The organism is Paenibacillus sp. 1A_MP2, assembly GCF_052244825.1.
Lineage (GTDB): Bacteria > Bacillota > Bacilli > Paenibacillales > Paenibacillaceae > Paenibacillus > Paenibacillus vandeheii.
The window spans coordinates 5,100,485-5,126,147 of sequence record NZ_JBQQCS010000001.1 but is presented as its reverse complement, the minus strand read 5'-3'; the positions used below and the strand labels follow the sequence as shown (position 1 = coordinate 5,126,147).

Below are 25,663 nucleotides of genomic sequence, written 5' to 3'. Positions count from 1 at the left end.
TTCTCGGGGGAGCGATGCGGGAGGTCGAGATATGTCATATGAAATCGTAGAAGCCATGCTGGCCCGGCGGGGTGTACAGATTGATGCAGTCGCGGAAATTGTATATCGTCTGCAAAAAGGGTACCACCCGGAACTGACTATGGATGACTGTGTCACCAGTGTAAAATCAGTACTGCAGAAACGTGAGGTGCAATATACGTTGTACACAGGAATAGCCCTCGACGAGCTTGCTGAGAAACGCCTTTTGCCGCAACCTTTGCAGGCAATTATGGAGGCGGATGAATCCCTGTATGGAGTGGACGAGACTCTTGCTCTTGGCATTACCCATGTGTATGGTATGATCGGTTTAACCAGTTTTGGTTATCTGGATAAAGAAAAGATTGGTGTCATTCATGACCTGAACGAAGCAGGACCGGCTATACATGTTTTTCTGGACGACCTGGTTGCCGGGTTAGCCGCAGCCGCTTCTGCTCGAATTGCTCACAAAAATATTAAAGCCAAGAAATATCCATCGGATATCTGATTCCTTTTATTTGTTTTTTCATTTATTTTAGTATTTGCTTTCTTTTGTTTGTTGGCTTGAAGGTCTTCGGGGGCGGCTAATGCTGCCCTGAGAGGTCTGAAATTCCTTTTTGAGAAGGAAAGTTCTAGGAACATCGCATCAACCATATCGGTTATCCTCGCGGGACAAATGTCCCTCTAGTTCTCGTTTTCTCCCCAAAGGTCCCGAACCCTTCCTTGCAGAAAAAAAGTGAGGTATGTTATCATTAGTCCAATATACGGGCTCTGAACATTAGCTTAGGGGGCGGACATGGCATGTGGACGGTGATTTACATTGCACCGACAGCAAAGGTTGCGGACAAGATTAAGACCAAGCTTTCGGAAGAAGGTTTTCTGGTACAGACCCGTCCCATCAGTTTATCCAAGCAGCAATTTGAGATTCGCGTCCCTTCAGGGGAATTGGAAGAGGTTCAGGAAGTGTTGAATTCGATTCTGCATTCCTGATTCATTCGATATCAGACGTGCCTTGGCAGATGAAGAAGTACCAATGGTACATAAGGGACTGACCGCGCAAGCGGAAAGAGGAATCGACTTGCATGTATTGTATGCTGCTGTCCTTCCTTCTTTTTTGTTAGGACAAGGACCGACCAGATTGCTTACAGAGACCCTACCAAGACAGATTCAAACATCAGCGCAACAATCTTTCGGTTATTGCAGGTAACATCAATCGTGCTGACAGAAGCCGCTGATCCTTGCCTTATACCGGCGGATTTTTTTGTTGTGAATGCTGGACAAGGCCCATGGCAGCGTATGGGTCGTAAGCGGTTTACCGCAGCGCGCGGATGAAGTTGCTACATGCAACGGACTGCAGGTTGCGGCCATCAAATCAACGGCTGGAGAGGTGTAGTTGTGTTCAAAGATATATTCCAGAAAAAACGGAAGTACGCGACCATACCTTCCGAGCGTGCGCTTCGTGGCGAAGGTCAGGAAGCTGGAGAACGTCCAAAACGTGAAATACCTGAAGGGCTTATGAACAAGTGCAGCAAATGCGGCACGATTCAATATAGCAAGGAATTGGAGAAAAACCTGAAAGTATGTCCGGCTTGCGGTTATCATATGCGTTTGAACGCAATGGAACGTATTGCCATGGTTCTAGATGAGCAAGGGTTTGTGGAGCATGACGCTGATATGATATCGGTTAATCCGCTTGACTTCCCTGGATATAGTAACAAATTGGAGCAACAGCGCCTGAAGTCAGGCTTGAAGGAAGCTGTCATTACAGGTGAGGGAACCATAGAAGGTTTGCCTGTAGTTGTTGCTGTTATGAGCTTCGACTTCTTTACAGGCAGTATGGGCTCGGTTGTAGGGGAGAAAATTACCCGTGCGATTGAGCTTGCAACAGAAAAACGTTTGCCTCTGATCATTTTCTCAACTTCCGGGGGAGCCCGAATGCAGGAAAGTATTCTTAGCCTTATGCAAATGGCAAAAACAAGTGCGGCTTTGTCCCGTTTGGATGAACAGGGCGGCTTGTATATTTCGGTCATTACTGATCCGACGACAGGCGGAGTTTCAGCCAGTTTTGCGAGCCTTGGTGATATCAATATTGCCGAGCCGGGAGCTGTATTTGGCTTTGCCGGCAGAATCGTCATTGAGCAGACGATCCGTCAGAAACTGCCTGACGATTTCCAGACGGCAGAATTTAATATGCAGCACGGTCAGCTGGACTTGGTGGTCCATCGGAAGGAACTTCGAGCCACCCTTGGCAAGCTTCTAGACATGCATAGTGAAAAAGGAGGGGTCTGAATGGCGGGTGAGTTGCCATATGAAGCGCCTCTGGTTGAGATGCGCAAAAAGATCGAAGAGCTCGTACAGTTTGGACAGGAAAAAGGCATCGACTTCACCGACGAAATTGCCCGCCTGGAAGAACGTTATCATAGACTTGAAGAAGAGATTTATTCTGGTATAACGGCCGCACAGAAAATGCATCTGGCGCGGCATCAGCAGCGTCCGACGGCACTGGATCTGATCCAGCTGATATTTACGGATTTCATTGAGTTGCACGGCGACCGCATGTTTGGAGACGATCTGGCGGTTATTGGCGGACTCGCGAAGCTGAACGGACAAACCGTAACGGTCATCGGCCAACAGCGGGGAAAGATACGAAGGATAATATCGCCCGCTTTTTTGGGAGCGCACATCCGGAAGGATTCCGAAAAGGGCTGCGTCTGATGAAGCAAGCAAACAAATTTGGTCGTCCAATTATTACATTCGTTGATACTAAAGGGGCTTATCCGGGTAATACTGCTGAAGAGAGAGGTCAATCGGAAGCTATTGCCCGTAACCTGCTGGAAATGGCGAAGCTCTCGGTGCCTGTTATTGTGGTGGTCATCGGCGAAGGCGGAAGCGGCGGGGCCCTTGCTATGGCTGTGGGTAATCGTGTGTTGATGCTGGAGCATGCGATTTATTCTGCGATCTCTCCGAATGGTGCTGCATCCATTCTTTGGAAAGATGCATCCAAGGCAGATCAGGCAGCCGAAGCGATGAAAATAACGGCCAAAGACCTTCTGGAGATGGAGGTCATTGAAGAAATAATTCCCGAGCCACGCGGTGGTGCTCATAAGGATTATGAAGAATCTGCGGCTGCGATCAGCGAGGCTTTGATTCGCCATCTGGATGAGATGAAAGGCTGGACCGGTGACCAATTGAAGCAGGATCGGTATGAGAAATTCCGTAAAATTGGATCAGTCACGTTTGAACCTGAAGTGCAGATTGAAGCCACTCAAGTGCCTGTTGAAGTCGATACAGCGGGTAATTTGTCGGGAAATGCTGAATGATATGACGAATTTCCTATACAAACGAGCAAAAGTATAGTAAATTTAATAGTTGGAAAAAGAAAAATAGATAAAAAAGATAGACCTTTAAAATCGGAGGAAACCCAAAATGCGCAAAACAAAGATTGTATGTACGATTGGTCCATCCAGTGAATCATTGGAGAACACCAAAAAATTGATTATGGCCGGTATGAATGTGGCCCGTTTGAACTTCTCCCACGGTGATTTCGATGAGCACGGCGGACGGATCACAGCAATTCGCCAAGCATGCGAAGAGCTGAACAAGACAGTAGCGATCTTGCTGGACACCAAAGGACCGGAAATTCGGACAGGTAAACTCGAAGTGGAGCCAATTGAACTGGTTCAAGACGAGTACATCACTTTGACAACAGAAGAAATTCTGGGCACCAAAGAACGTCTCTCCATTACGTATACAGATCTTCCGAGTGATGTTGAACCGGGATCTACAATTCTGATCGACGACGGTCTGATCGGACTGACTGTGGTGGAAGTGCAAGGTACCGAGATCAAATGCCGTATCGTTAACGGCGGTACAATCAAAAGCAAAAAAGGTGTTAACGTTCCAGGCGTTGCCATTTCTCTGCCGGGTATTACCGAAAAAGATGCCAACGATATCGTCTTCGGTATCGAGCAAGGTGTCGATTTCATCGCGGCTTCTTTTGTTCGTAAAGCAAGTGACGTTCTTGAGATTCGTGAATTGCTTGAGAAACACAATGCCGGACATATCCAAATCATCTCCAAAATTGAGAACCAACAAGGTGTGGACAACCTGGATGAAATCCTTGAAGTGTCCGATGGCCTGATGGTTGCTCGTGGAGACCTGGGTGTAGAGATTCCTGCGGAAGAAGTACCATTGGTACAAAAACGCATGATCGAAAAATGTAACGTTGCAGGCAAACCGGTTATCACAGCTACACAAATGCTGGATTCCATGCAGCGCAACCCACGTCCAACACGTGCAGAAGCAAGTGACGTAGCCAATGCGATCTTCGACGGTACAGATGCGATCATGTTGTCTGGTGAGACAGCTGCGGGTAAATACCCAGTTGAATCCGTTCTGACGATGTCCCGTATTGCCGAAAAAGCAGAATCCGCTCTGCCTTACCAAGAGCTGTATCTGAAACAACGTGTTGCTCAACAAACAACAGTTACTGAAGCAATCAGCCAATCTGTTGCCCTGTCAGCTCAAGATCTGAACGCTAAAGCGATCATTACTTCGACTGAATCCGGTCATACAGCACGCATGATTTCTAAATATCGTCCAGAATCTCCAATCATCGCGGTGACAACGGAAGACAGAACTTCCCGTCGTCTTTGCTTGGCTTGGGGTGTAACACCAGTCAAAGGAAGACTTGTTGATTCCACTGACGCTTTGTTTGAAAATGCAATTGAAGGCGGCGTGAAGTCCGGACTTGTAAAAGAAGGAGACCTGGTTGTCATTACAGCGGGTGTACCTTTGGGTCGTTCCGGTTCCACCAACCTGATCAAAGTAAGCCAAATTCCAAACAACGCATAATTGTTCGGAAGAGAAGCAACAGGATAAAGCAATGGGGCGTTTGCGTCCCGTTGCTTTTTTTCCATCTTTATGACACTTTATTGCCGCTGAATACGTAAGGATTGGTATATCGAAGGAGGCCGATAACATGCAACAACAAAGCAATGGCGATTGGTACACGGCACGCCTTCGCGTGCGTTATCAAGAAAGTGATCAGATGGGTGTGGTCTATCACGCCAATTATTTGAATTGGTTTGAAATCGGTCGAACCGAGATGATTCGCCAAATGGGGTATACATATCGTAAAATGGAGGAACAGGGGTTACTGCTTCCGGTAACCGGACTGGATGTGAAATATCATAAACCTGCCCGGTATGATGATGAAATCATCATTTTCACCCGTATTGCTGCATTTAGCGGTCTGCGACTGAACTATGAGTATGACATAAGGCGTATAACTGCAGACCTCAATGAGCAGATAGGCATTGGGCAACGAGTATGGTCATCGGATGAGTCCCTTCCTGGTGAACGATTGGTTACAGGCTCTACCCAGCATGTATGGGTCAATGGGGACTGGAAGCCAGTCCGGCTGGATAAGGCAGCTTCTGAGCTCTACAGCGCACTTGAGAAAGTGTGGCTTTCAGGAAAGGGGTAATACGTAAATGCGAAGATGGATGTGGGCCTTGCTCTTAATCATTCCGGTGAGTGAACTGTTTGGTTTCATTCTTATGAGTGACTGGATTGGAGCCGGAAAGACATTGCTTCTTATGATTCTCACGTCCTTGATCGGTATAGCAATGTTGCAGTTTGAAGGACGAAAAGTACTTATCGATGCCAAATCCGAGATGGAGCGCGGTAAGGTGCCCGGACGAAAAATGGTAGATGGCCTTTTTATATTTGTCGGTGGTTTCCTGCTGCTGATTCCCGGATTTATTACAGATCTGATCGGATTTACGCTGTTGTTTCCCATAACACGTTCAGTGTATCGTCTGTTCTTCCTGGGATGGCTGGAGAAAAAAATGAGAAACGGAAGTATTAAGTTTTATCGCGGTCCGAAACAATAGGCTATACCAGAAAAAAACAGTTAAAGAAAGGCACCCACCACCAGATTCAGTCTGATGAGCGGTGCCTTTTTTGTATCTTGATTATATGCGGATGGATTACAAAAAATGGAAATAATGAATTCATCGGACACGTCCATTAATAATGTATGTTCGGAGATCCCGGAATACATTCGCTCGATTGAATGCATCAAGGATGACAAGACTGACAGGGCCAATGATCAAACCGAGTACACCGAACAGCTTCAGTCCGACAAACATGCCAACCAATGTGGCGAGAGGGTCCAGGCCGACGCTGCTGGCAAGAACTTTGGGTTCAATGATTTGGCGGGCAATCAGCACAATAAGATATACAATGCTGATGCCTATCCCTAGATACAAGTCACCATTCATAAGCAGATATGCCGCCCAGGGAACCATCACCAGGCCAACACCGAGATAAGGAAGCAGATCCACCAGACCGATAAGCAAAGCGATCGTGAAAGCAGACTTAACCTGTAGCACAAGCAATCCGATCATGACAAATAATGCGGTGATGGAGATCATGATCAACTGGGCCCGTGCATAACCAAACAGTGCTTTTTTCAGATCATTCCATATGTCGCTAATCGGCTTGCGAACGGAAGAGGGCACCCAGCCCGATACGGTAATGCTATGTCTGTTCCAACTTTTGCTGATAAAGAAAGCTGACAATAGAACAACAATAAGTACTGCTCCCATATTGGGAAGGGAAGTGAGCAGGTTCAGGATCATGTTGAAGAATCCGGTGACCAGATCCGTTACAGCTGTACCTACCGTTTCGGTTGTTTTGCTAATATTGCTGTTAATGGTCTCCTGATAGTTGGGATTTTCCTTGTAAAATTCATTGATCTGCCCAATTAAACTCTGAATCGTGTCATTCTGGGTCCAGCGGACAAACGTAGCCTTAATCTCATCGACATGAAGGTCGAAGCTCGTCGTTAGTGAAATGACTTCTTTCACCATACGGGTTACAGCTGCGGACAATACGACTACAATGGCCCCGAAATAAATGATTAGTGACAAGGTCACTGCCAGCCAGCGAGGGAATCGGGCCTTGTATTGAAGTAACTTCACCAGAGGGTTCATCGCATAAGCAATAATCCAAGCAATGGCAAAAGGATATAACAGCGGGAACAGCAAATATATGGCCACGGCAATGAGAATGGCCGCGATAATCACCCATATGCCGCGCAGCAGGCGTTTCATTATGATTCTATCCAAGCATCAACTCTCCTTATTCCATTTCAAGCACCCATGAAGGAAGCACAGGAAGCTATCTAGTTAATATAGAGCAAAACCAGTGATTTGAAACGCCAGGATGTCGTCGGTTTATATCTTTTCTTTTGCCTAGAGTATGCCTGATGTTCACAAAATATAGCAATAGAAACTTGATTAATAGCATGGATTTATATAAAAAGAATAAAATGTCAACCTTGTTTTTGTAAAGGTTTTCAAAAATGCTTTATCGGTCTGATAAAGAAGTTTGATGTGCGGATGACCCCGCATCATGTTCACATAAACGACAAAATCCAGTATGATGAGAGAAGGAAATACCGATTGACAGAGATGAAAACCGGTATTGAGGTATTTATTAATTTTAAAATGTAAATGGTTACAAAAGAAGGACGAGTGCGTTTGAGGCACGTAGATGACACTCTGGATGGGTTCTTGATTTCGTTTATTAAAGGAGAGATGTAATATGACAGCTACCAAAGGTCTGGAAGGCATCGTTGCAACAACCTCTTCGATCAGCTCCATTGTAGACGGTGTGCTAACATACCGTGGTTACGATATTGACGATCTGGCTGAACATGCAAGCTTTGAAGAAGTTGCCTATTTGCTGTGGTTTGGTAAATTGCCAACTACGGATGAACTGAAATCCCTTCGCAAAAGCCTGAGCGATTACGCGCCGATTCCGAGCGAGTTGATTGCACAAATCCAATTGTATCCGAAAAACATGAGTACCATGGCAGCACTGCGTTCCGCAGTATCCGCATTGGCTCTCTATGATGAGCAGGCTGACGAGATGACAGCGGAAGCGAATGAGAACAAAGCGGTTAAGCTGCAAGCGCAATTGCCAACTATTGTGGCAGCCATAGCTCGTATCCGTCAGGGCAAGGAACCTGTGGCTCCAAAAGAAGGCGCTTCCATCGCAGAAAACTTTTTATATATGATGACTGGAGAACAACCGACCGAGACCGCTGTTAAAGCTCTTGATCAGGCGCTTGTTCTGCATGCTGATCACGAATTGAATGCATCTACATTTGCTGCGCGTGTAACTGTAGCTACGCTTTCTGACATCTATTCAGGTGTAACTTCAGCGATTGGTGCATTGAAGGGGCCATTGCATGGCGGTGCTAACGAAGCCGTTATGAAAATGCTGATTGAGATTGGTACGCCTGAACGTCTCGAAGCGGCAATTCAGGAAAAACTGAACAACCGTGAGAAGATCATGGGATTCGGACACCGTGTATACAAAAATGGAGACCCACGTGCCAAACATCTGCAAAAGATGTCCAAGGAACTGGGCGAAATGAACAACGATACACGCTTGTATGATATGTCAGTGAAGATCGAAGAGCTGGTGACAGGACAAAAAGGCTTGAAGCCAAATGTAGATTTCTATTCAGCTTCCGTATATACCCAATTGGGTATTGAAGAGGTACTGTTTACACCGATCTTTGCGATTAGCAGGGTATCAGGCTGGACTGCTCATATTCTGGAGCAACTCGCGGATAACCGTATTATTCGCCCGCGTGCCGAGTACACAGGTCCAACAGATCAGAAGTACGTTTCGATTGAACTTCGCTAATGCTGTCAAAACCAGTATAATAAACAAGGATGGGGTGAAGGGTTGAAACCTGTCGGCTAAAAACGGGCCGCATGTTCATAACCCTTCCTCCAATTAAGACAAGCGGTGTGTTATCATACTGCACATACGAATCTCAAGGAGGAATTATACGAATGAAATTAGAAAAATTTGCTCATCCAACTGAAGGCGAAAAAATTCAAATTGATAACGGTACACTTCAAGTACCTAATAACCCAATCATTCCATTCATCGAAGGTGACGGTACAGGCCGTGACATCTGGAAAGCTTCCAAGCGCGTATTGGATGCAGCTGTTGAAAAAGCATATGACGGCAGCAAAAAGATCGCATGGTATGAAGTGTTTGCTGGCGAGAAAGCATTCGATACATACGGGGAGTGGCTGCCAAACGACACGCTTGAAGCCATTCGCGAGTATATCGTAGCCATCAAAGGACCGTTGACTACGCCAATCGGTGGCGGAATTCGTTCCCTGAACGTCGCACTTCGTCAAGAACTGGATCTGTACACATGCCTGCGTCCTGTCCGTTACTTCGATGGTGTACCTTCTCCGGTTAAACGTCCTGAACTGGTAGACATGGTCATTTTCCGTGAAAATACAGAAGATATCTACGCTGGTATTGAATATGCAGAAGGTTCCGAAGAAGTGAAAAAAGTGATCCAGTTCCTGCAACAGGAGATGGGTGCAAACAAAATCCGTTTCCCTGAAACTTCCGGTATTGGTATCAAGCCAGTTTCCTCTGAAGGTTCCAAACGTTTGGTACGTGCAGCAGTGCAGTATGCCATCGATCACAACCGTAAGAGCGTTACTTTGGTACACAAAGGCAATATCATGAAATTTACTGAAGGTGCCTTCAAAAACTGGGGTTATGAAGTTGCTGAAGAAGAGTTCGCTGACAAAGTGTTCACTTGGGCACAATACGATGTCATCAAGGAAAAAGACGGCACAGATGCAGCAAATGCTGCTCAAAAAGCAGCTGAAGATGCTGGCAAAATCATCGTGAAAGATGCGATTGCCGATATCGCTCTGCAACAAGTATTGACTCGTCCAGGCGAATTCGATGTTATCGCAACGTTGAACCTGAACGGTGACTATCTGTCCGATGCACTGGCTGCACAAGTTGGCGGAATTGGTATCGCTCCAGGAGCGAACATCAACTATGTAACAGGACATGCTATCTTCGAAGCTACTCACGGTACTGCACCTAAGTATGCTGACAAAGATGTCGTGAACCCTGGTTCCGTTATCCTGTCCGGCGTTATGTTGCTTGAGCACTTGGGATGGCAAGAAGCGGCTAACCTGATCTACAAAGGTATGGAAACATCCATCAACAACAAAACAGTTACTTATGACTTTGCACGTCTGATGGACGGCGCTACTGAAGTGAAATGTTCTGAATTTGCTGATCAAATCATTAAAAACCTGTAAGGGGAGATGTGAATCGTGACTATTCAGCGCAAAAAAATCACAGTAGTCGGCGCCGGATTTACCGGAGCTACAACGGCTTTGATGCTTGCCCAAAAAGAACTCGGGGATGTTGTTCTGGTTGATATTCCTCAATTGGAAAACCCGACGAAAGGTAAAGCGCTCGATATGATGGAAGCGAGTCCTGTTCAGGGCTTCGACAGCAATATCGTTGGTACTTCCAACTACGAGGATACTGCAGGTTCGGAGATTGTTATTATTACGGCAGGTATTGCCCGTAAACCGGGTATGAGCCGTGATGATCTGGTCAACACGAATGCAGGTATCGTGAAGTCTGTTTGTGAAAATGTGAAAAAATATTGCCCTGATTCCATCGTCATTATTCTAAGCAACCCGGTAGATGCAATGACATATGCGGCTTATCAGACGCTTGGTTTCCCTAAAAACCGCGTAATCGGTCAGTCCGGTGTTCTGGATACTGCACGTTATTGCACATTCATTGCACAAGAGCTGAATGTATCGGTTGAAGATGTCCGTGGATTCGTTCTTGGCGGCCACGGAGACGATATGGTACCACTCGTTCGTTATTCCAGCGTTGGTGGTATTCCAATCGACACCCTCATCCCGGCAGATCGCATCGAATCCATCGTACAACGCACACGTGTTGGCGGCGGTGAGATCGTAAACCTGCTTGGAAACGGCAGCGCATATTATGCACCGGCAGCTTCTTTGGTGCAAATGACCGAAGCCATTTTAAAAGACAAAAAACGAATTATTCCGGTTATTGCTTACCTCGAAGGGGAATATGGCTACAATGATTTGTTCCTTGGCGTGCCAACCATTCTGGGTGGTAAGGGAATTGAAAAAATCTTTGAACTGGAACTGACTGCTGAAGAAAAAGCAGGACTCGACAAATCTGCTGATTCCGTTCGAAACGTCATTTCAGTAGTAAACCTGTAAGTTTGAATACTTTTTGACAGGAATACACAGAAAACCTTCGGATCATCCGGAGGTTTTCTTTTCTTTGGATAAGTTCCCCAGTATAATGAGATGTGATGTATAACACACTGAACTGAAATTTTGAGGAGGATGGACATTTTGACAATGATTATGTATTTGCTTCATATTATTGGAGCACTGGCGATGGGATTCTATCTGGTCTTGCCTTTCGTGGTTGGCAAAATCCGTACCCTGAGTACAGCGGCCCAGGAAGGAGCATTTGCATCACTCCGTTCATTGAATCGTATTGCTCAGTATGGACTGGTGATTCAACTTCTTACGGGCGGTTACTTGATGACCAAAGGTGAGTATTCCTATCTGTGGATGGGCGTAGTTGTCGTTTTGCTGCTCGCGATTGCAGCCATTGGTGGGATCATGGGTAAACCGCTTCGTTTGGCAGCAGAGGCTGTAAAAAGCAAACGTGACGTTAGTGCAGAGCAAAGCAAGATTCGTACGTTCAGCACATTGCTTGCCATCTTCCTGCTCATTATGGTGTATCTGATGGTTAACAATCAGGTTATCTAAGAACAGCTGCGAACGAATTTTAATTGCTTGCTGAACTTCTTGCTGAACTTAAAGCGTTTGCACTTCATAACGCTGGACAAGCCGAATTAGAAAGTAAGGTATTGAAACGTATTGAAATAGACAGCCTATGAGGCTGTCTATTTTTGTTCGCTCGGCTGGAGAAATGTCTGATAATCAGCAAAGTGATAGTGATGAATCTACGGTATATATGACTCACTCAGTTAAGTTCTACATTTTTTACCCCAGGCTCACAGCGTGGGCAAATACGGTATTTCGCCCGTTTCGTTTGGACTCATACAGGGCCGTGTCGGCATCGCGCAGCAGGGATTCCAGAGAATCGGACCCTCCATTATATTGGGCCACCCCGAAGCTTGAAGTCAGTGGAATACGAGTTCCCTGTACCTCCAGCGGGTCATTCAACAAGGCCACGCGTAATTTCTCGGCGAGCTGCTCACCATCTTGAAGGGATGCATGGGGAACAGCGATGACAAACTCTTCTCCTCCATAACGTGCAAACAGCATCTCCGGGTTCAGATAACGATTACATACAGAGACTACGTGAATGATGGCCTGATCGCCAACGTCATGTCCATAGGTGTCATTAATTCGTTTGAAATGATCAATGTCAAATAAAATAAAGGCCGCAGGCCGCAGAGTAAGCTGGGCTTCACTCAGTATCTCTCGTCCTCGAAGCAGGAACTGTGTACGGTTATATATTTTGGTGAGGCCATCGAAGTAAGCCAGCTGCTTCAGCTGTTCTTGCAGGAAACGCTGTTCAGTAATATCAATCAGCATAATCAGAGTACCAACGGCTTGTCCCTCTTTGTTATACACATATGATGTTCTGACCTGGTAACAGACGGTCTCCCCATTTAACTGCCAGTACAAATCGGTTTGCAGGCCTTCCCGGCCATATTCCACCGGAAAAGTCTCTCCCGCAAGAGATAACCAAATATCGTTCAAATATTGACCCACCATACTCAAATCAAGCTCAGGCAGCATATCACGTAGAGATTTGTTGTAATCGACGAGACGATTGGAGCTATCCAGCACGATAACACCTTCACGCATGCTTTCAAAGATACTATCCTTGGCAATAGGTACGATGGTTAGAAGACGTGAGGATAGAATAGCCCATATATACATTGCAGATGTTATGCACATTAGAACCGGAACGGGGTCCATTCCACCTGGTGTCAAACCAAGCAAATATACGAAGGCCGCTACCATGGGAATAACTTGTGAGGTGATTAGTGTGAGTAGCTGACGACGGTACATCTTTTTGGTATGTCTCCATTGTCTGATGAGAATAAGGCAGGCGCATAATAGACAGGAAAAGGTAAATGCACCATGAACTACGTACCATTGACCTATGGCAATTTCCATTAGGGGGACAGAGCTGTCTTCTCTTAGCCACACTTTTGTATAGAATAAATGATGATAATCATTGGTTGCCACCATGAACAAGGTAATGGAAGGAATTACAAACAGCGCCGCAGTCCCTTTTTTGGATACTGTTCTACCCGTGTACTGTTTCATGAGCAGCAGCCCAAGCGAGGCGGAGAAAGGCATGCCGATATACTCTACGGTCGTCCAGAACTTCATCTGCTCCAGAGTATTGCTGGTGAGTTCAATCGCGTATCCGAAGGTGTACACAGACAGAGCTGCTGTATAGAGTATGAATATTTTCGAACTTGGGATCTCTGCTCTTCTAACATAAGTATATAAACACAGAAAAACATTCAGCACTGCTGATGTTGCTACAAGTGTTATATAAGAATTAATGTGCGATTCCATGGGTTAGGTGTCTCCATATTAGATCAGAATGTTTGCTCTGTGGGGATATAGAACAGCCTCAGTTAACCTTGATAAATGTAGTTGAAAGCTTATCTGTATACTGTACATTGTACATCAGCCTATACGGCATAGGATACCAATTTGGATGCTGAAACAGTCTCAATTTCGAAAAAATTTCGAATGTTTGGCAAGATAGGGTCAATCATTACGGCTTTCCTCAATGGCAGGATGTCTGCAAGAGGATGAAATAAGCGATCAGATCATGATGGGATTTTTCTGTTTGACCTCCAAAAGGGTGTGGTAAGTAAATATCGAAGACGAAATACAGCGACTTTGGAGGATGAACCGTTGGAAGAAGGAATAATCTGTACTGTTCATGCCATCCTACAGAATGAGACAAGATCAGACAATCCATTTTGAGAGGAGAAATACCAAATGTCAACCGAAACACAAAACCAAAAGACGATGCCTGCTCAACATCAGGATCAGCGCCCCGGTATCGAATCGGAGATGCACCCCAAACCAGAGTTTGAGAAACCTCAATATAAAGCAGCCGGAAAGCTGTTGGATAAGGTTGCATTGATCACGGGTGGAGACAGTGGAATTGGACGTGCTGTTGCCGTTACATATGCAAAGGAAGGCGCGGATGTAGCGATCGTGTACCTGAGTGAGCATGAGGATGCTGAGGAAACAAAGAGTCAGGTCGAACAGGAAGGACGTAAATGTATACTCATTGCCGGGGACATTGGTGACAATACTTTTGCCAAGAGCACAGTGCAGCAGACGGTGGATCAACTGGGCAAGCTGGATATTGTGGTGAATAATGCAGCCGAGCAGCATCCACAGCAGCAGTTGGAGGATATTACACCAGAACAGTTGGAGCGCACGTTCCGTACCAATATCTTCGGTATGTTTTACATTACACAAGCTGCCCTGCCACATCTCAAAAAAGGCAGTACCATCATTAATACGACTTCAATTACCGCATATCGCGGAAATCCGACGTTGATTGATTACTCATCTACCAAAGGAGCAATCACATCATTTACGCGCTCCTTGTCGATGAACGTTGTGGAGAAGGGAATCCGTGTGAATGCCGTTGCTCCAGGACCTATTTGGACCCCGCTCATTCCATCCACCTTTGATGAGAAAAAGGTGAGCGAATTCGGTGCTACTCAACCAATGAAACGTCCCGGACAACCGGATGAACTGGCTCCAGCTTACGTGTATCTCGCTTCTGATGATTCTTCCTACGTGAGCGGTCAGGTTATGCACGTCAATGGCGGCGAAGTGGTGAATGGATAATTGATCAACGAAATGTTCGAAATGAAGGCGTATCGTCCAGGAAGACTGGTCGGTACGTCTTTTTTATGCGCATATATTGAAATGAGATGATTTTGATCATATTTACAAAAGTCGGTATCGGCGTTGATACAACCATGATATTTTATCTATAGTCTTGCGTGGAGATAGCCCTATAACAACTCGCCGATTAGCTCCTTATCAAAAATGGCAGGATCTTCATGCTATCTGTGATATGATATAGACCGAACAAGTAAGCTTCGGAGGCGCTCATATGAAGATTAGCAAACAAATGCGGCACACTATAAATGGGTGGGCAGTGCGATGGTTGGCATCGCGTCCAAAATGAAACACGAAGCGTTAGGATATGTTGATTATTAATTTTACAACAAAGGAAGAGATAGATGAGACCTTTCCGAATTCGCCTTGCCATCATCATGATGGTGCTGATCGGTATTTCCGTCATTGTGGCTGGTTATACGATGGGCAGAGTTTTTAAAACTACTCACATCACTGCACTGGAGAAAACGATGGTGCGTGAGATCAATTTGCTGAAAGCAACGTTCCCGTTCCATGATGCAACCGATCCGACAAATGCAGAGACACAGAAATATTACTCAGAACGTGCTGTGGAACTGGATCGACTGACGGATTCACGGGTAACCTTTATTAATAAAGACGGAACGGTGATTGGCGACTCGGAGAGCGATCCGAAGTCCATGGACAACCACTTGGACCGTCAGGAGATTAAAGAAGCGGTTGGGCAAAGCTATGGTCAATCGATTCGTTTCAGCGAAACATTGGGGCAGGATATGCTGTATGTGGCGCTTCCTGTGAATTCAGATCAAAGTGACATGATTGAGTTACCTAGCGGGAAATTTGACGGATATATTCGTTTATCCATGAGTCTTGAAGCTGTAGATCAAGGACTTCAGCAGGGCTGGATTTTAATGTTTTTCACCCTGGGACTTCTGTTCCTGATTGTGGCTCTTGTCAGTTACCGGGTTGCGCGGGGGCTGACATCACCGATTGAGCATATTACGAAGGTGGCTCACCGAATTACCAAGCTGGACTATGATGCGAGGGTGAACGTAACCCGCAATGATGAGATTGGTCAACTTGGGCTTGCCATTAATGGAATGGCAGACAGCCTTCAGATGCAGTTGAAGACGATCAGGGATAATGAAGCGCTGCTGGAAAGTGTCCTTGCCAACATGACAGGCGGCATTATCATGATTGATGCAGGTCAATCTATTGCCCTGGTCAATCGGGAAGCGGAGCGTATGCTTGGCATTCAGGCAGAGCGCGTTACTGGCAAGCCATATGTTGAATTAAAGCGGCATTATGAGCTGACGCGAACCGTTGAAGAGAGTGTTGCACTGCGAGAACCGATGCATGAAGAAGTGAGTGTGTTCAATCCGGTTGAAAAATTGATTCGCATTGATGGGGTACCGATGTCTGAAGATGATGGCGCTTATCGGGGGATGCTCTTCCTCCTGCAGGATGTAACGGCGATCCGCAGGCTTGAATCGATGCGCAGTGAGTTTGTAGCGAACGTATCTCATGAACTCAAGACGCCTGTGGCTGCGGTCAAAGGGTTTGCCGAAACGCTTCTTAGCGGCGGGGTACAGGACAAAGAGACGGAACGTTCATTCCTGCAGATCATATATGATGAAGGTGACAGACTGAACCGATTAATCGGTGATATACTGGAGTTATCCAAAATTGAATCCAAACGGGCTCCGCTGCAGTGTTCACCTGTGCATGTGCATTCGTTCTTCGAGATGGTCCTGGGTACCCTGTCTAAGGTGGCGGAGAAGAAAGATATTCGTCTGGAGATGAATGTTCCTGAAGAATTGTATATTGAAGCTGATGAGGATAAAATGAAGCAGATCTTTATTAATTTGTTATCCAACGGCATTAACTATACACCAGAGGGTGGTAGGGTAAAATTGCAAGTGTCGGTTGAACGTAAGGAGGACGAAGAACAAGTTGTCTTTGCAGTGTCTGACACAGGAATCGGTATCCCGAAAAAAGATTTGCCACGGATTTTTGAACGCTTCTATCGGGTGGACAAGGGCAGATCCCGTAATTCGGGAGGAACTGGACTTGGACTTTCGATTGTGAAGCATCTGGTTGAATTACATCATGGCCAACTGGCTGTAGAGAGTGAACTTGGCATGGGAACGACGTTTCGTGTTATCCTTCCATTAATTCAGGATGAAGAAATATAGCAGCTTGTAAAAGGAATATACTGTTTTACACACAGTTAACAATTAGGTGCTATGATAAAGAAAGTGTTGTGGCAACAGACAACCTACAAGGAGAGAAGGGGTACCATGGCGCAGCGTTTGCTCGTTATTGAAGATGAACCAACATTATCAAGATTGCTTACGTACAACCTGACACAAGAGGGCTATGATGTTATTGCTGAGGATCACGGATCTTCAGGTTATGATCGGGCCTTGTCCCAGGATTTTGATCTGATTCTGCTGGATCTGATGCTTCCTGGAATGAATGGTCTGGATATCCTGAACAAGCTACGAATTCAGGGTGTCAGTACACCGGTCATTATTCTCACAGCCAAGAACGGTGAAGCCGAAGTGGTGCAAGGCTTAAAATCAGGTGCCGATGATTATATTACCAAGCCCTTTGGTGTATCCGAATTGCTGGCTCGAGTAGATGCGGTGTTAAGACGTTATTCGAATGGTGAGGATTTGCCTCAGCCAGAGGATAAAGACGGTTCACGCATTATTCTGGGAGAGCTTGAGATTTATCCTTTGAAGTACGAGGTTACGCTGGGTGGACAATCCATCAGTCTGCGTCCCAAGGAGTTCGAGGTTCTGCTTTATCTGGCCAAGAAACCAGGTGTTGTGCTTACACGGGATGATCTGATGAATGCGGTCTGGGGCTTCGATTATATCGGAGGACAGCGCACGGTGGACGTTCACGTCAGTTCATTGCGGAAAAAGCTGGAGCTGGACCCGGAGTCGGTTCACATTGATTCGATTCGCGGTGTAGGTTATAAATTGGTTGTAAAAGAAAAACTCCCCATCATTCGAGTTAACAATGATTGGGGAGTTTTATTTTACATTCCGTTAACATAAAGAACTATTTTCCTTTACGTATAGGGAGTAGGATGAAGCTGTCTGAGTGATACTTTGTACCTATATATTCCATCTCAGGACGGAGCTCATACGTAAAGGAGATTGCGCATTTATGCCCATGTTGCTCGAAGTGAAGCCCGACCAGCCCAAAGAAATGTTATATACGCAACAAGAACAAGCCATAACGGACATTACTGAACAAAAAGATGAAGATGGAGTTATGGATACCAAAGACATTGTCATTTCATTACGGGACTATTGCCGCCAAGTTCCGGTAGTTGGCGTTCATACGACCTGTGGGGAAGCGGCAAGCCTGTTGAATCAGGATCAGGAGTACCCTTGTATTGTATTATGTGATGATCAAATGCACCCATTAGGACTGTTGATGCGAGAGACGTTATACCGGATGCTGAATGGACGATTTGCAGCAGATCTTTTCTACCGGAAGCCGGTTGTGAATGCAGCGAACTCTTCTCCTGTCATTGTCGATGTGCATGCAGAAGCCACCGCGATAATTGACATTGCTTTGACCCGTAGCGAGCAAAATTTCTATGATTGTTTGATCGTTACGGAAGAAGATCAATTGCTGGGTGTGCTGACGATGAGGGATGTCATGTCCCTTTCCCGTAAGCTGCAGCACGTGGCCTCGGAAGAACGTGTACATATTATTACACAGAGCAGACAGGAAATAACAAGAATCAACGATTCCGTTACCAGACTGGTTCAAGCTGCTCGAAAAGCGGGGAAGAAGCAGAACAGATCATGCAGTTGTCCCAGCAGGGTGCCAGCAGTCTTAGTCAGGTTGATGCTTCATATAACCGTGTATATCAGCATATTGATGGTCAGCAGAAGCACGCTGATGACATGCTGCGTTCCATCGATATGGGTTCCGGGATGGCAAGTTCCATTCGTTCATTAGCAGACCAGAGTGGGCTGCTTGCCATGAATGCTTCCATTGAAGCAGCACATGCTGGGGAGTACGGACGGGGGTTTCAGGTCGTCGCTGGGGAGATTCGCGCACTTGCCAAGCAAACCCGTGAGGTTGCGGGAAATATGTCTTCTTTGCTGGAGGATATCGGCGGGCTAACCAGACAGACTGTAGAATTGGTGAGAGCAAGCACGGCAGAGATTAACAGCAGCTCCGTTCATGTAAACGATGGAGGGGCTGCATTCAAACAGCTGAACACGGCTGTAGCAGGCATGTCTCATATTGCAGAAAATATTGCCATGGAAGGCAAGACGGCTGGGGAATTGGCAGAGCATATTCGGGAGAGACTGGAGAATATGGTCCAAGCGGATGATTAATTGAAGGCAGGATAGGCATCGTTCATACGCAATGATCAGATAAGGGGGTCATGAGTGTGAAAGATGTCTCTTTTTACATTCCGTTAACATGAAAGTGATACTGTTTTTACAATGAGAGGGTAGGATATTATAGATGGCCGGAGCCAAGTTTAATTATTGGCATCGGTTTACGTAAGGGAATCTGGTTGTCCCTGCCGCGAAGGAGAAGTGAACATCCATGAAAGACCTCATTCACATTGAAGGACTTAATTTATACTATGATACGCATCACGCGCTTAAAAATATATCAATGGACCTGCCGGAGAAGACGGTTACCGCGTTTATCGGTCCATCGGGTTGCGGCAAATCCACCTTGCTTCGTACATTGAATCGGATGAATGACATGATTCCAGGCGTACGTGTGGAAGGACAAGTTATGCTGGACGGTTCCGACATTTATGGCAATGAGATTGAAGTCGAGACGCTGCGCAAGCGGGTCGGAATGGTGTTTCAGCAGCCTAACCCTTTTCCAAAATCCATCTACGATAACGTAGCCTATGGGCCGCGACTTCATGGGGTGACACAAAAAGCAGAACTGGATCGTTTGGTTGAGCAGAGTCTGGTCCATGCTGCACTGTGGGACGAAGTAAAGGATGTACTCAAAAAATCGGCACTCAGTCTCTCTGGCGGACAACAGCAGCGGCTCTGTATTGCACGTGCCCTGGCTGTTCAGCCTGACGTCCTGCTGATGGATGAAGCAACGTCTGCACTTGATCCGATCTCGACACTTAAAATTGAGGAACTGGTGAAGGAATTGCACCACAAATACACAATTGTAATGGTAACCCATAACATGCATCAGGCTGCGCGGGTATCGGGTCGTACTGTATTTTTCCTGAATGGGGAAGTGGTGGAGGCGGCTGAAACAGAAACATTGTTCTCCACACCACAGGATTCCAGAACCGAGGATTATATATCCGGACGGTTCGGCTAAGCGAGCTGAGTTCGAACGATCCCGGTGTGTCCGGAGATGATGGATAAGGAGGACATGGAATCTATGATTCGCAGAAAAGAATTTGATCAAGAGCTTGAGGAACTGCGCACACTGCTTCGGCAAATGGGTGAGCATGTAGGAACGGCGCTGGATGGTGCCATTGAAAGTTTGCAGACGATGGATGCCGAGAAAGCTCAGGTCATCATCAAGAACGATGCGAATCTGAATGCCCTGGAAGACAAGATTATGGAACTGGGTTCCAAACTCATCATTACACAACAGCCGGTAGCGAAGGATCTGCGACGTATTATTGTTGCATTCAAAATCTCAAGTGACCTGGAGCGTATGGGTGACCTTGCACTCGATGTAGCGAAAGTGACCCTTCGCATGGATGGGCAGCAGTTGATTAAACCGCTAGTGGATATTCCAAGAATGGCGGAAATCGTAAAAGCCATGGTTGATGAATCTATTGAATCCTTCCTGAAAGAAAATACGGATCTGGCTTACAAAATGGCTCAAACTGACGATCAGGTTGATCAATTGTACAGTCATATGATCAGTGACCTTTACTCGTTCATGTCAGACCATCCGAACAAGGCTTCCCAAGCGATGCTCTTGATGATGGTAGGGCGTTACATCGAACGGATTGGTGACCACGCAACAAACATTGGTGAGAGCACGGTGTATCTGGTAACAGGAAAACGCCCTGATTTGAATCAATAGGTAACTGTATTAGTGAAATTGGGTAATTCGTACGGAATAAAGGGACTTTCTCTTGGGTGGCCTGTAAACAGGCTGTCTGTGGAGGGGGTTCCTTTTTCTGCAGGTCAGATGATGACAAAAAAATCGACTGATTTTTTTGTTGTAACTGGTGTGTATGGTATCATGAGAGTAGATGTAATTGAAGGATTGACGATACGATACGCGAGGTGCTGGAATGGACAAGTTTATTCTCATAGATGGTAATAGCATTATTTACAGGGCGTTTTTTGCAATGCCGCCGCTAACTAACTCGAAAGGTTTGCACACCAATGCGGTATATGGTTTTACGACGATGTTACTGCGGTTACTGGAAGAACATAAACCGACACATGTGATGGTGGCATTTGATGCAGGTAAAGTCACGTTCCGACATGAAGGTTACCAGGAATATAAGGGTGGCCGGGAGAAAACACCACCGGAGTTGTCAGAGCAATTTCCACTCCTGAAAGAGCTGCTTCAAGGCTTTGGTATTGCCCAGTTTGAGCTTGCAGGATTTGAAGCCGATGACATTATCGGAACATTAACAAAACGGGCAGATGAAGCGGGAAGACAGGTTCTCGTTGTGTCGGGTGACAAAGATATGTTGCAGCTCGCGTCTGAACATGTGAATATCGGGCTTACACGTAAAGGGGTCACTGAAATTGAGTTGTACGATCCTGCTCAGATTAAGGAGCGCTATGGTCTGACTCCACTTCAAATTATTGATCTCAAAGGCCTGATGGGCGATACGTCTGACAATATCCCGGGCATTCCTGGTGTCGGAGAGAAGACGGCTTTGAAACTGCTGCACCAGTTCGGCTCGGTCGAGGAAGTTCTTAACGGCACAGGTGAGCTGAAGGGTAAAATGAAAGAAAAGATTGAGGCACATGCCGAAGATGCCCGTATGAGCAAGCAGCTTGCCACGATTCACCGTGAAGTTCCATTGGAGCAAACGTGGGAAGATATGCAGTTCGCTGGATTAAAAGAGGAACTGGCAGGCCCGGCTTTGGCCAAGCTCGAATTCAAGTCTTTGCTTGAACGTCTGTCTTTCCGTGGAAGTGTAGCTTCTGAACAGGAAGCCGTACCAGCTGCTGCGGTGGAATCGTCCATTGCAACAGAAGAAACGATTAGTGATCTGTTCGGCTCACTCGGATCCATTGATGTGCTGCATGTGGAGACACATGGCGATAACCCGCATCAGGCAAAACTGATTGGACTTGCTGTAGGTTCAGCCGGAACCTATACATTCCTGTCTCCCGAGCTGCTTCAGTCTGAAGCAGCAGCTCCAGTACGAGAATGGCTCGGTAATGCAGAACAACCCAAGCGAGGATATGATCTGCATCGTGTTGACCTGGCGCTGCATGCGCATGGGATTGAGTTTGCAGGAGCGTCCTTTGATGTGCAGCTGGCTGCCTATTTGCTTGATCCAACCGAATCGAATCAGACAATTAGCGGCCTGACTACGAAGTATGGTCTGCCTTCCCTTGTTGAGGATGATACGGTTATGGGCAAAGGTGCAAAATACAGGGTGCCTGAGGCAGATATACTCGGAGATTTTCTGTGTCGTAAAGCAGCCGCAGTAGCAGCGATTATTCCACTCCAGGAGCAGGCGCTGGAGTGCAATGAGATGAACGCACTCTTCCATGACCTGGAGATGCCTTTGTCACGTATTCTTGCTGATATGGAGAAACAGGGCATTAAGGCTAATACGGCAGATTTGCAGGCTTTGGGCAGTGAGTTCGAAGAAAATATAAGCAGGTTGATGGCGGAAATCTACAAGCTTTCCGGTACGGAATTCAATCTGAATTCACCGAAGCAATTGGGTGAGATTTTATTCGATAAACTCGGTCTGCCTGTGGTGAAGAAAACAAAGACAGGATACTCTACAGACGCCGAAGTATTGGAGAAGCTGGCTCCTTATAACGATGTGGTCAAGCACATTCTGCAATATCGTCAACTTGCCAAGCTGCAATCCACATATGTAGAAGGACTGCTCAAAGAGATTTCAGAGAAGGATGGCAAAGTGCATACGTACTACCGGCAGACGATTGCAGCTACCGGACGTCTGAGCAGCCAGTTCCCGAACTTGCAGAACATTCCAATTCGTATGGAGGAAGGACGTAAAATCAGGAAGGTGTTTGTTCCTTCTGAACCGGGCTGGTCTATCCTGGCAGCAGACTATTCGCAGATTGAACTGCGCGTACTCGCCCATATTTCAGATGATGAGCGGCTGAAGGAAGCTTTTGTCCAGGACATGGATATCCATACGAAGACGGCCTCCGATGTGTTTGGTGTGAAGCCAGAAGAGGTAGATGGAGACATGCGACGTTCTGCAAAGGCGGTTAACTTCGGGATTGTATACGGCATCAGTGATTACGGCCTCTCGCAGAACCTGCACATCACGCGTAAGGAGGCGGCACAGTTCATTGATCAATACTTTGAAGTGTTTCAGGGTGTGCGCCGATACATGGACGATATTGTGAAGGAAGCGCGTCAGGATGGTTATGTCAAAACGCTGCTGGAACGTCGTCGTTATCTGCCAGAAATCAATGCAAGCAACTTTAACCTGCGTTCCTTTGCGGAACGGACAGCGATGAATACGCCGATTCAGGGAACTGCGGCAGATATCATCAAGCTTGCCATGGTACAGATGGATGAAGCGCTGCGTGAACGCAAGCTGAAGAGCCGTATGCTGCTTCAGGTGCACGATGAGCTTGTATTCGAAGTGCCTGCGGATGAGCTGGAACTGATGAAAGAATTGGTTCCTTCAGTGATGGAAAAAGCATTGGAGCTGTCTGTGCCGCTGAAAGCGGAAGTCAGCTACGGGGAAAACTGGTACGAGGCTAAATAATGGATCCTCAAGCGTGTTTTCCGTTATTTTACAATCTGTTTTTCAGCTGTTTTCGACACAAGAAGGGGTCCCGCTGAACGCCATCTTCCGTTATAATGTAGGGGAGGTGAGAACAACATGCCGGAATTACCGGAAGTCGAAACAGTCAGAAGAACATTGAATCAACTTATTGTTGGCAAGACCATTGACTCAGTTACCGTTAGCTTGCCGCGGATTATTCAGCGGCCGGACGACATAGATGCATTTGCAATGGAACTTGCGGGACATACCGTGATCGGTGTGGAGCGCAGAGGCAAGTTTTTGCGTATTTTGCTGGACGGGCTGGTGCTTGTCTCCCATCTGCGGATGGAAGGAAGGTACGGGGTATACCAACAGCATGAGGAAGTGGAGAAGCATACCCATGTCATCTTTCACTTTACCGATGGAACAGAACTACGGTATAAGGATGTGCGTCAATTCGGTACAATGCATCTCTTCAATGCAGGGGAGGAACTGGTATCCAAACCTTTGTTAAAATTAGGGCTGGAGCCGCTTGATCCCGCGTTTACTTTGGCTGCATTCCGTGATGCTGTTGGCAAACGGACAACCAAAATTAAGGCCGTGTTGTTAAATCAGGCATATGTGGTCGGCATCGGGAATATCTATGTGGACGAGGCTTTGTTCCGCGCAGGCATTCATCCAGAGACCATTGCCAAGACATTGACAGAAGCGCAGCTAACCGTGCTGCATGAAGCGATCGTAGCTACGCTGCAGAATGCGGTGGATGCAGGTGGGTCCTCCATTAAGTCCTATGTGAATGGGCAGGGCGAGATGGGAATGTTCCAGCATCAGTTGAAAATATATGGACGCAAATCTGAACCTTGTGCAACTTGTGGCACATTAATCGAGAAGAGCGTAGTAGGCGGCAGGGGCACGCATTATTGTCCGAAGTGTCAACCGCTGCTCTAAATCGGTGATGGGTTTGGCAGTATGAACGAAATCGTTAAATTGTAGCACCCTTGGACTCCTCCTTCCATATACTGATATGGCAGAAATAAGCGGGCGTATACCCATACTGGCAGCCGCCGGTTGGAACGAGTTCCGCACAGGGGAGGAATCCGGGGTGCTGCATCATTTTATTTCATTACTGGCGCTTGCTTTGGCGCTTAGTTTAGATGGTTTTGGAGTTGGGATTACATATGGACTGCGGAGGACTAAAATTCCGCTGTTATCCATTGTCGTCATTTCCATCTGTTCGGGTCTGGTTATTGCGTTATCCATGCAAGTAGGTGTATTTCTGTCCCATGTGGTATCTCCGGATGCGGCTTCAATTGTTGGAGCGGTTATTCTGATTGGTATTGGCGCATGGTCGTTGCTGCAACTTATTCGAAAACGAGGCAAGGAACAGCTGGAAACGGACAACGGATTGCGTGAGGGAGCAGGAACAATTCGAAGTGGTGCGCAATCCTCACAAGAAGTTCAGTCGAAAGGCAGAAATCAGGTGCTTGCACTTGAGCTTGAGCAATCGGCTTCTGGAGGATCTCTGGAACGAATGGTCTTTACACTTGAGCTGCGGAAGCTGGGGGTAGTCATTCAGATTCTGCGTAGCCCCTCAAAGGCGGATATGGACAATTCGGGAAGTATATCCGTTCAAGAAGCGATGTGGCTTGGCATTGCTCTTTCTCTGGATGCTTTCGGCGCAGGATTGGGGGCCGCCTTATTGGGATTCCCGACCTTGTGGACTGCACTAGTTATTGCGTTGTTTAGCGGGGTATTTCTGTCATTGGGCATGAGGGTTGGGTTGCGCTTTGCTGCACTGAGTTGGATGCGAAGATTATCCGTGCTACCTGCGCTTTTATTAATGATTATGGGAATAATGAAGTTGTTGTGAGGTGAAATA

22 protein-coding genes and 1 pseudogene are annotated in these 25,663 nt (G+C 46.5%); 21 read left to right on the top strand and 2 right to left on the bottom strand.

The window, feature by feature from the left end; genetic code table 11:
- The first annotated feature begins 31 nt into the window (after positions 1–31).
- The 7 genes and pseudogenes from ACTWJ7_RS24955 to ACTWJ7_RS24925 all read left to right on the top strand — a co-directional run bounded on the left by ACTWJ7_RS24955 (position 32) and on the right by ACTWJ7_RS24925 (position 5,912).
- On the top strand, positions 32–523 hold the full coding sequence (locus tag ACTWJ7_RS24955) for a phosphatidylglycerophosphatase A family protein (RefSeq protein WP_079345929.1): 492 nt from the start codon (positions 32–34) through the stop codon (positions 521–523).
- 293 nt (positions 524–816) lie between these two features.
- The gene (locus tag ACTWJ7_RS24950) at positions 817–1,005 is read left to right on the top strand and encodes a hypothetical protein (protein ID WP_017689496.1); all 189 of its coding nucleotides are present in this window, start codon (positions 817–819) and stop codon (positions 1,003–1,005) included.
- Between the two features lie 405 nt (positions 1,006–1,410).
- Positions 1,411–2,304: an acetyl-CoA carboxylase, carboxyltransferase subunit beta gene (gene accD, locus ACTWJ7_RS24945; protein WP_024629132.1), complete on the top strand. Its 894-nt coding sequence runs from the start codon at positions 1,411–1,413 to the stop codon at positions 2,302–2,304.
- A pseudogene (locus ACTWJ7_RS24940) lies at positions 2,305–3,335 on the top strand (acetyl-CoA carboxylase carboxyltransferase subunit alpha).
- A gap of 106 nt (positions 3,336–3,441) precedes the next feature.
- Positions 3,442–4,869 carry a pyruvate kinase gene (pyk, locus tag ACTWJ7_RS24935; protein ID WP_024629134.1) on the top strand — a complete coding sequence of 476 codons (1,428 nt, stop codon included), beginning with the start codon at positions 3,442–3,444 and terminating at the stop codon, positions 4,867–4,869.
- A 127-nt stretch (positions 4,870–4,996) separates the two neighbouring features.
- Positions 4,997–5,503 carry an acyl-CoA thioesterase gene (locus ACTWJ7_RS24930; RefSeq protein ID WP_094936670.1) on the top strand — a complete coding sequence of 169 codons (507 nt, stop codon included), beginning with the start codon at positions 4,997–4,999 and terminating at the stop codon, positions 5,501–5,503.
- A 7-nt stretch (positions 5,504–5,510) separates the two neighbouring features.
- Positions 5,511–5,912, top strand: a complete 402-nt coding sequence (locus ACTWJ7_RS24925) for an FxsA family protein (protein ID WP_301879487.1) — start codon at positions 5,511–5,513, stop codon at positions 5,910–5,912.
- A 120-nt stretch (positions 5,913–6,032) separates the two neighbouring features.
- Here ACTWJ7_RS24925 and ytvI read toward each other — a convergent pair whose 3' ends face one another.
- Positions 6,033–7,151, bottom strand: a complete 1,119-nt coding sequence (gene ytvI / locus ACTWJ7_RS24920; RefSeq protein ID WP_079345923.1) for a sporulation integral membrane protein YtvI — start codon at positions 7,149–7,151, stop codon at positions 6,033–6,035.
- A 478-nt stretch (positions 7,152–7,629) separates the two neighbouring features.
- On the opposite strand from ytvI, the gene citZ reads away from it, so the two are divergent.
- From citZ to ACTWJ7_RS24900, 4 genes are all read left to right on the top strand, one after another.
- Positions 7,630–8,742, top strand: coding sequence for a citrate synthase (citZ, locus tag ACTWJ7_RS24915; RefSeq protein WP_079345921.1), 1,113 nt, complete (start codon positions 7,630–7,632; stop codon positions 8,740–8,742).
- A gap of 152 nt (positions 8,743–8,894) precedes the next feature.
- Positions 8,895–10,187, top strand: coding sequence for an NADP-dependent isocitrate dehydrogenase (icd, locus tag ACTWJ7_RS24910; protein WP_024629139.1), 1,293 nt, complete (start codon positions 8,895–8,897; stop codon positions 10,185–10,187).
- A 15-nt stretch (positions 10,188–10,202) separates the two neighbouring features.
- On the top strand, positions 10,203–11,144 hold the full coding sequence (mdh, locus tag ACTWJ7_RS24905; protein WP_301879486.1) for a malate dehydrogenase: 942 nt from the start codon (positions 10,203–10,205) through the stop codon (positions 11,142–11,144).
- 138 nt (positions 11,145–11,282) lie between these two features.
- Positions 11,283–11,708 (top strand): hypothetical protein, encoded by a 426-nt coding sequence (locus ACTWJ7_RS24900; protein ID WP_024629141.1) that lies wholly within the window; start codon positions 11,283–11,285, stop codon positions 11,706–11,708.
- A gap of 237 nt (positions 11,709–11,945) precedes the next feature.
- Here the strand turns inward: ACTWJ7_RS24900 and ACTWJ7_RS24895 are convergent, their stop codons facing one another.
- Positions 11,946–13,505 (bottom strand): histidine kinase N-terminal 7TM domain-containing diguanylate cyclase, encoded by a 1,560-nt coding sequence (locus ACTWJ7_RS24895; protein ID WP_301879485.1) that lies wholly within the window; start codon positions 13,503–13,505, stop codon positions 11,946–11,948.
- Positions 13,506–13,940: 435 nt separating this feature from the next.
- Here ACTWJ7_RS24895 and ACTWJ7_RS24890 point away from each other — a divergent pair, with 435 nt between their 5' ends.
- The 10 genes from ACTWJ7_RS24890 (at position 13,941) to ACTWJ7_RS24845 (ending at position 25,654) form a co-directional block, all read left to right on the top strand.
- A complete protein-coding gene (locus ACTWJ7_RS24890; RefSeq protein WP_301879484.1) occupies positions 13,941–14,810 on the top strand; it encodes an SDR family oxidoreductase in 870 nt (289 codons plus the stop codon).
- A gap of 401 nt (positions 14,811–15,211) precedes the next feature.
- Positions 15,212–17,041 carry a two-component system histidine kinase PnpS gene (gene pnpS, locus ACTWJ7_RS24885; protein ID WP_079345913.1) on the top strand — a complete coding sequence of 610 codons (1,830 nt, stop codon included), beginning with the start codon at positions 15,212–15,214 and terminating at the stop codon, positions 17,039–17,041.
- A 105-nt stretch (positions 17,042–17,146) separates the two neighbouring features.
- Positions 17,147–17,914: a response regulator transcription factor gene (locus ACTWJ7_RS24880; RefSeq protein WP_443145966.1), complete on the top strand. Its 768-nt coding sequence runs from the start codon at positions 17,147–17,149 to the stop codon at positions 17,912–17,914.
- A gap of 112 nt (positions 17,915–18,026) precedes the next feature.
- Positions 18,027–18,833: a CBS domain-containing protein gene (locus ACTWJ7_RS24875; protein ID WP_443145965.1), complete on the top strand. Its 807-nt coding sequence runs from the start codon at positions 18,027–18,029 to the stop codon at positions 18,831–18,833.
- Positions 18,779–19,219 (top strand): methyl-accepting chemotaxis protein, encoded by a 441-nt coding sequence (locus ACTWJ7_RS24870; RefSeq protein ID WP_443145964.1) that lies wholly within the window; start codon positions 18,779–18,781, stop codon positions 19,217–19,219. The genes ACTWJ7_RS24875 and ACTWJ7_RS24870 overlap by 55 nt, the downstream gene beginning before the upstream one ends.
- 217 nt (positions 19,220–19,436) lie before the next feature.
- On the top strand, positions 19,437–20,192 hold the full coding sequence (pstB, locus tag ACTWJ7_RS24865) for a phosphate ABC transporter ATP-binding protein PstB (RefSeq protein WP_285074559.1): 756 nt from the start codon (positions 19,437–19,439) through the stop codon (positions 20,190–20,192).
- A 63-nt stretch (positions 20,193–20,255) separates the two neighbouring features.
- A complete protein-coding gene (gene phoU / locus ACTWJ7_RS24860; protein WP_079345909.1) occupies positions 20,256–20,915 on the top strand; it encodes a phosphate signaling complex protein PhoU in 660 nt (219 codons plus the stop codon).
- Positions 20,916–21,129: 214 nt separating this feature from the next.
- Positions 21,130–23,784: a DNA polymerase I gene (gene polA, locus ACTWJ7_RS24855; protein WP_301879482.1), complete on the top strand. Its 2,655-nt coding sequence runs from the start codon at positions 21,130–21,132 to the stop codon at positions 23,782–23,784.
- Between the two features lie 117 nt (positions 23,785–23,901).
- Positions 23,902–24,732, top strand: coding sequence for a DNA-formamidopyrimidine glycosylase (mutM, locus tag ACTWJ7_RS24850; protein WP_301879481.1), 831 nt, complete (start codon positions 23,902–23,904; stop codon positions 24,730–24,732).
- A 154-nt stretch (positions 24,733–24,886) separates the two neighbouring features.
- Complete coding sequence (locus tag ACTWJ7_RS24845; protein ID WP_301879480.1) at positions 24,887–25,654, top strand: manganese efflux pump; 768 nt, start codon at positions 24,887–24,889, stop codon at positions 25,652–25,654.
- Positions 25,655–25,663 lie beyond the last annotated feature (9 nt).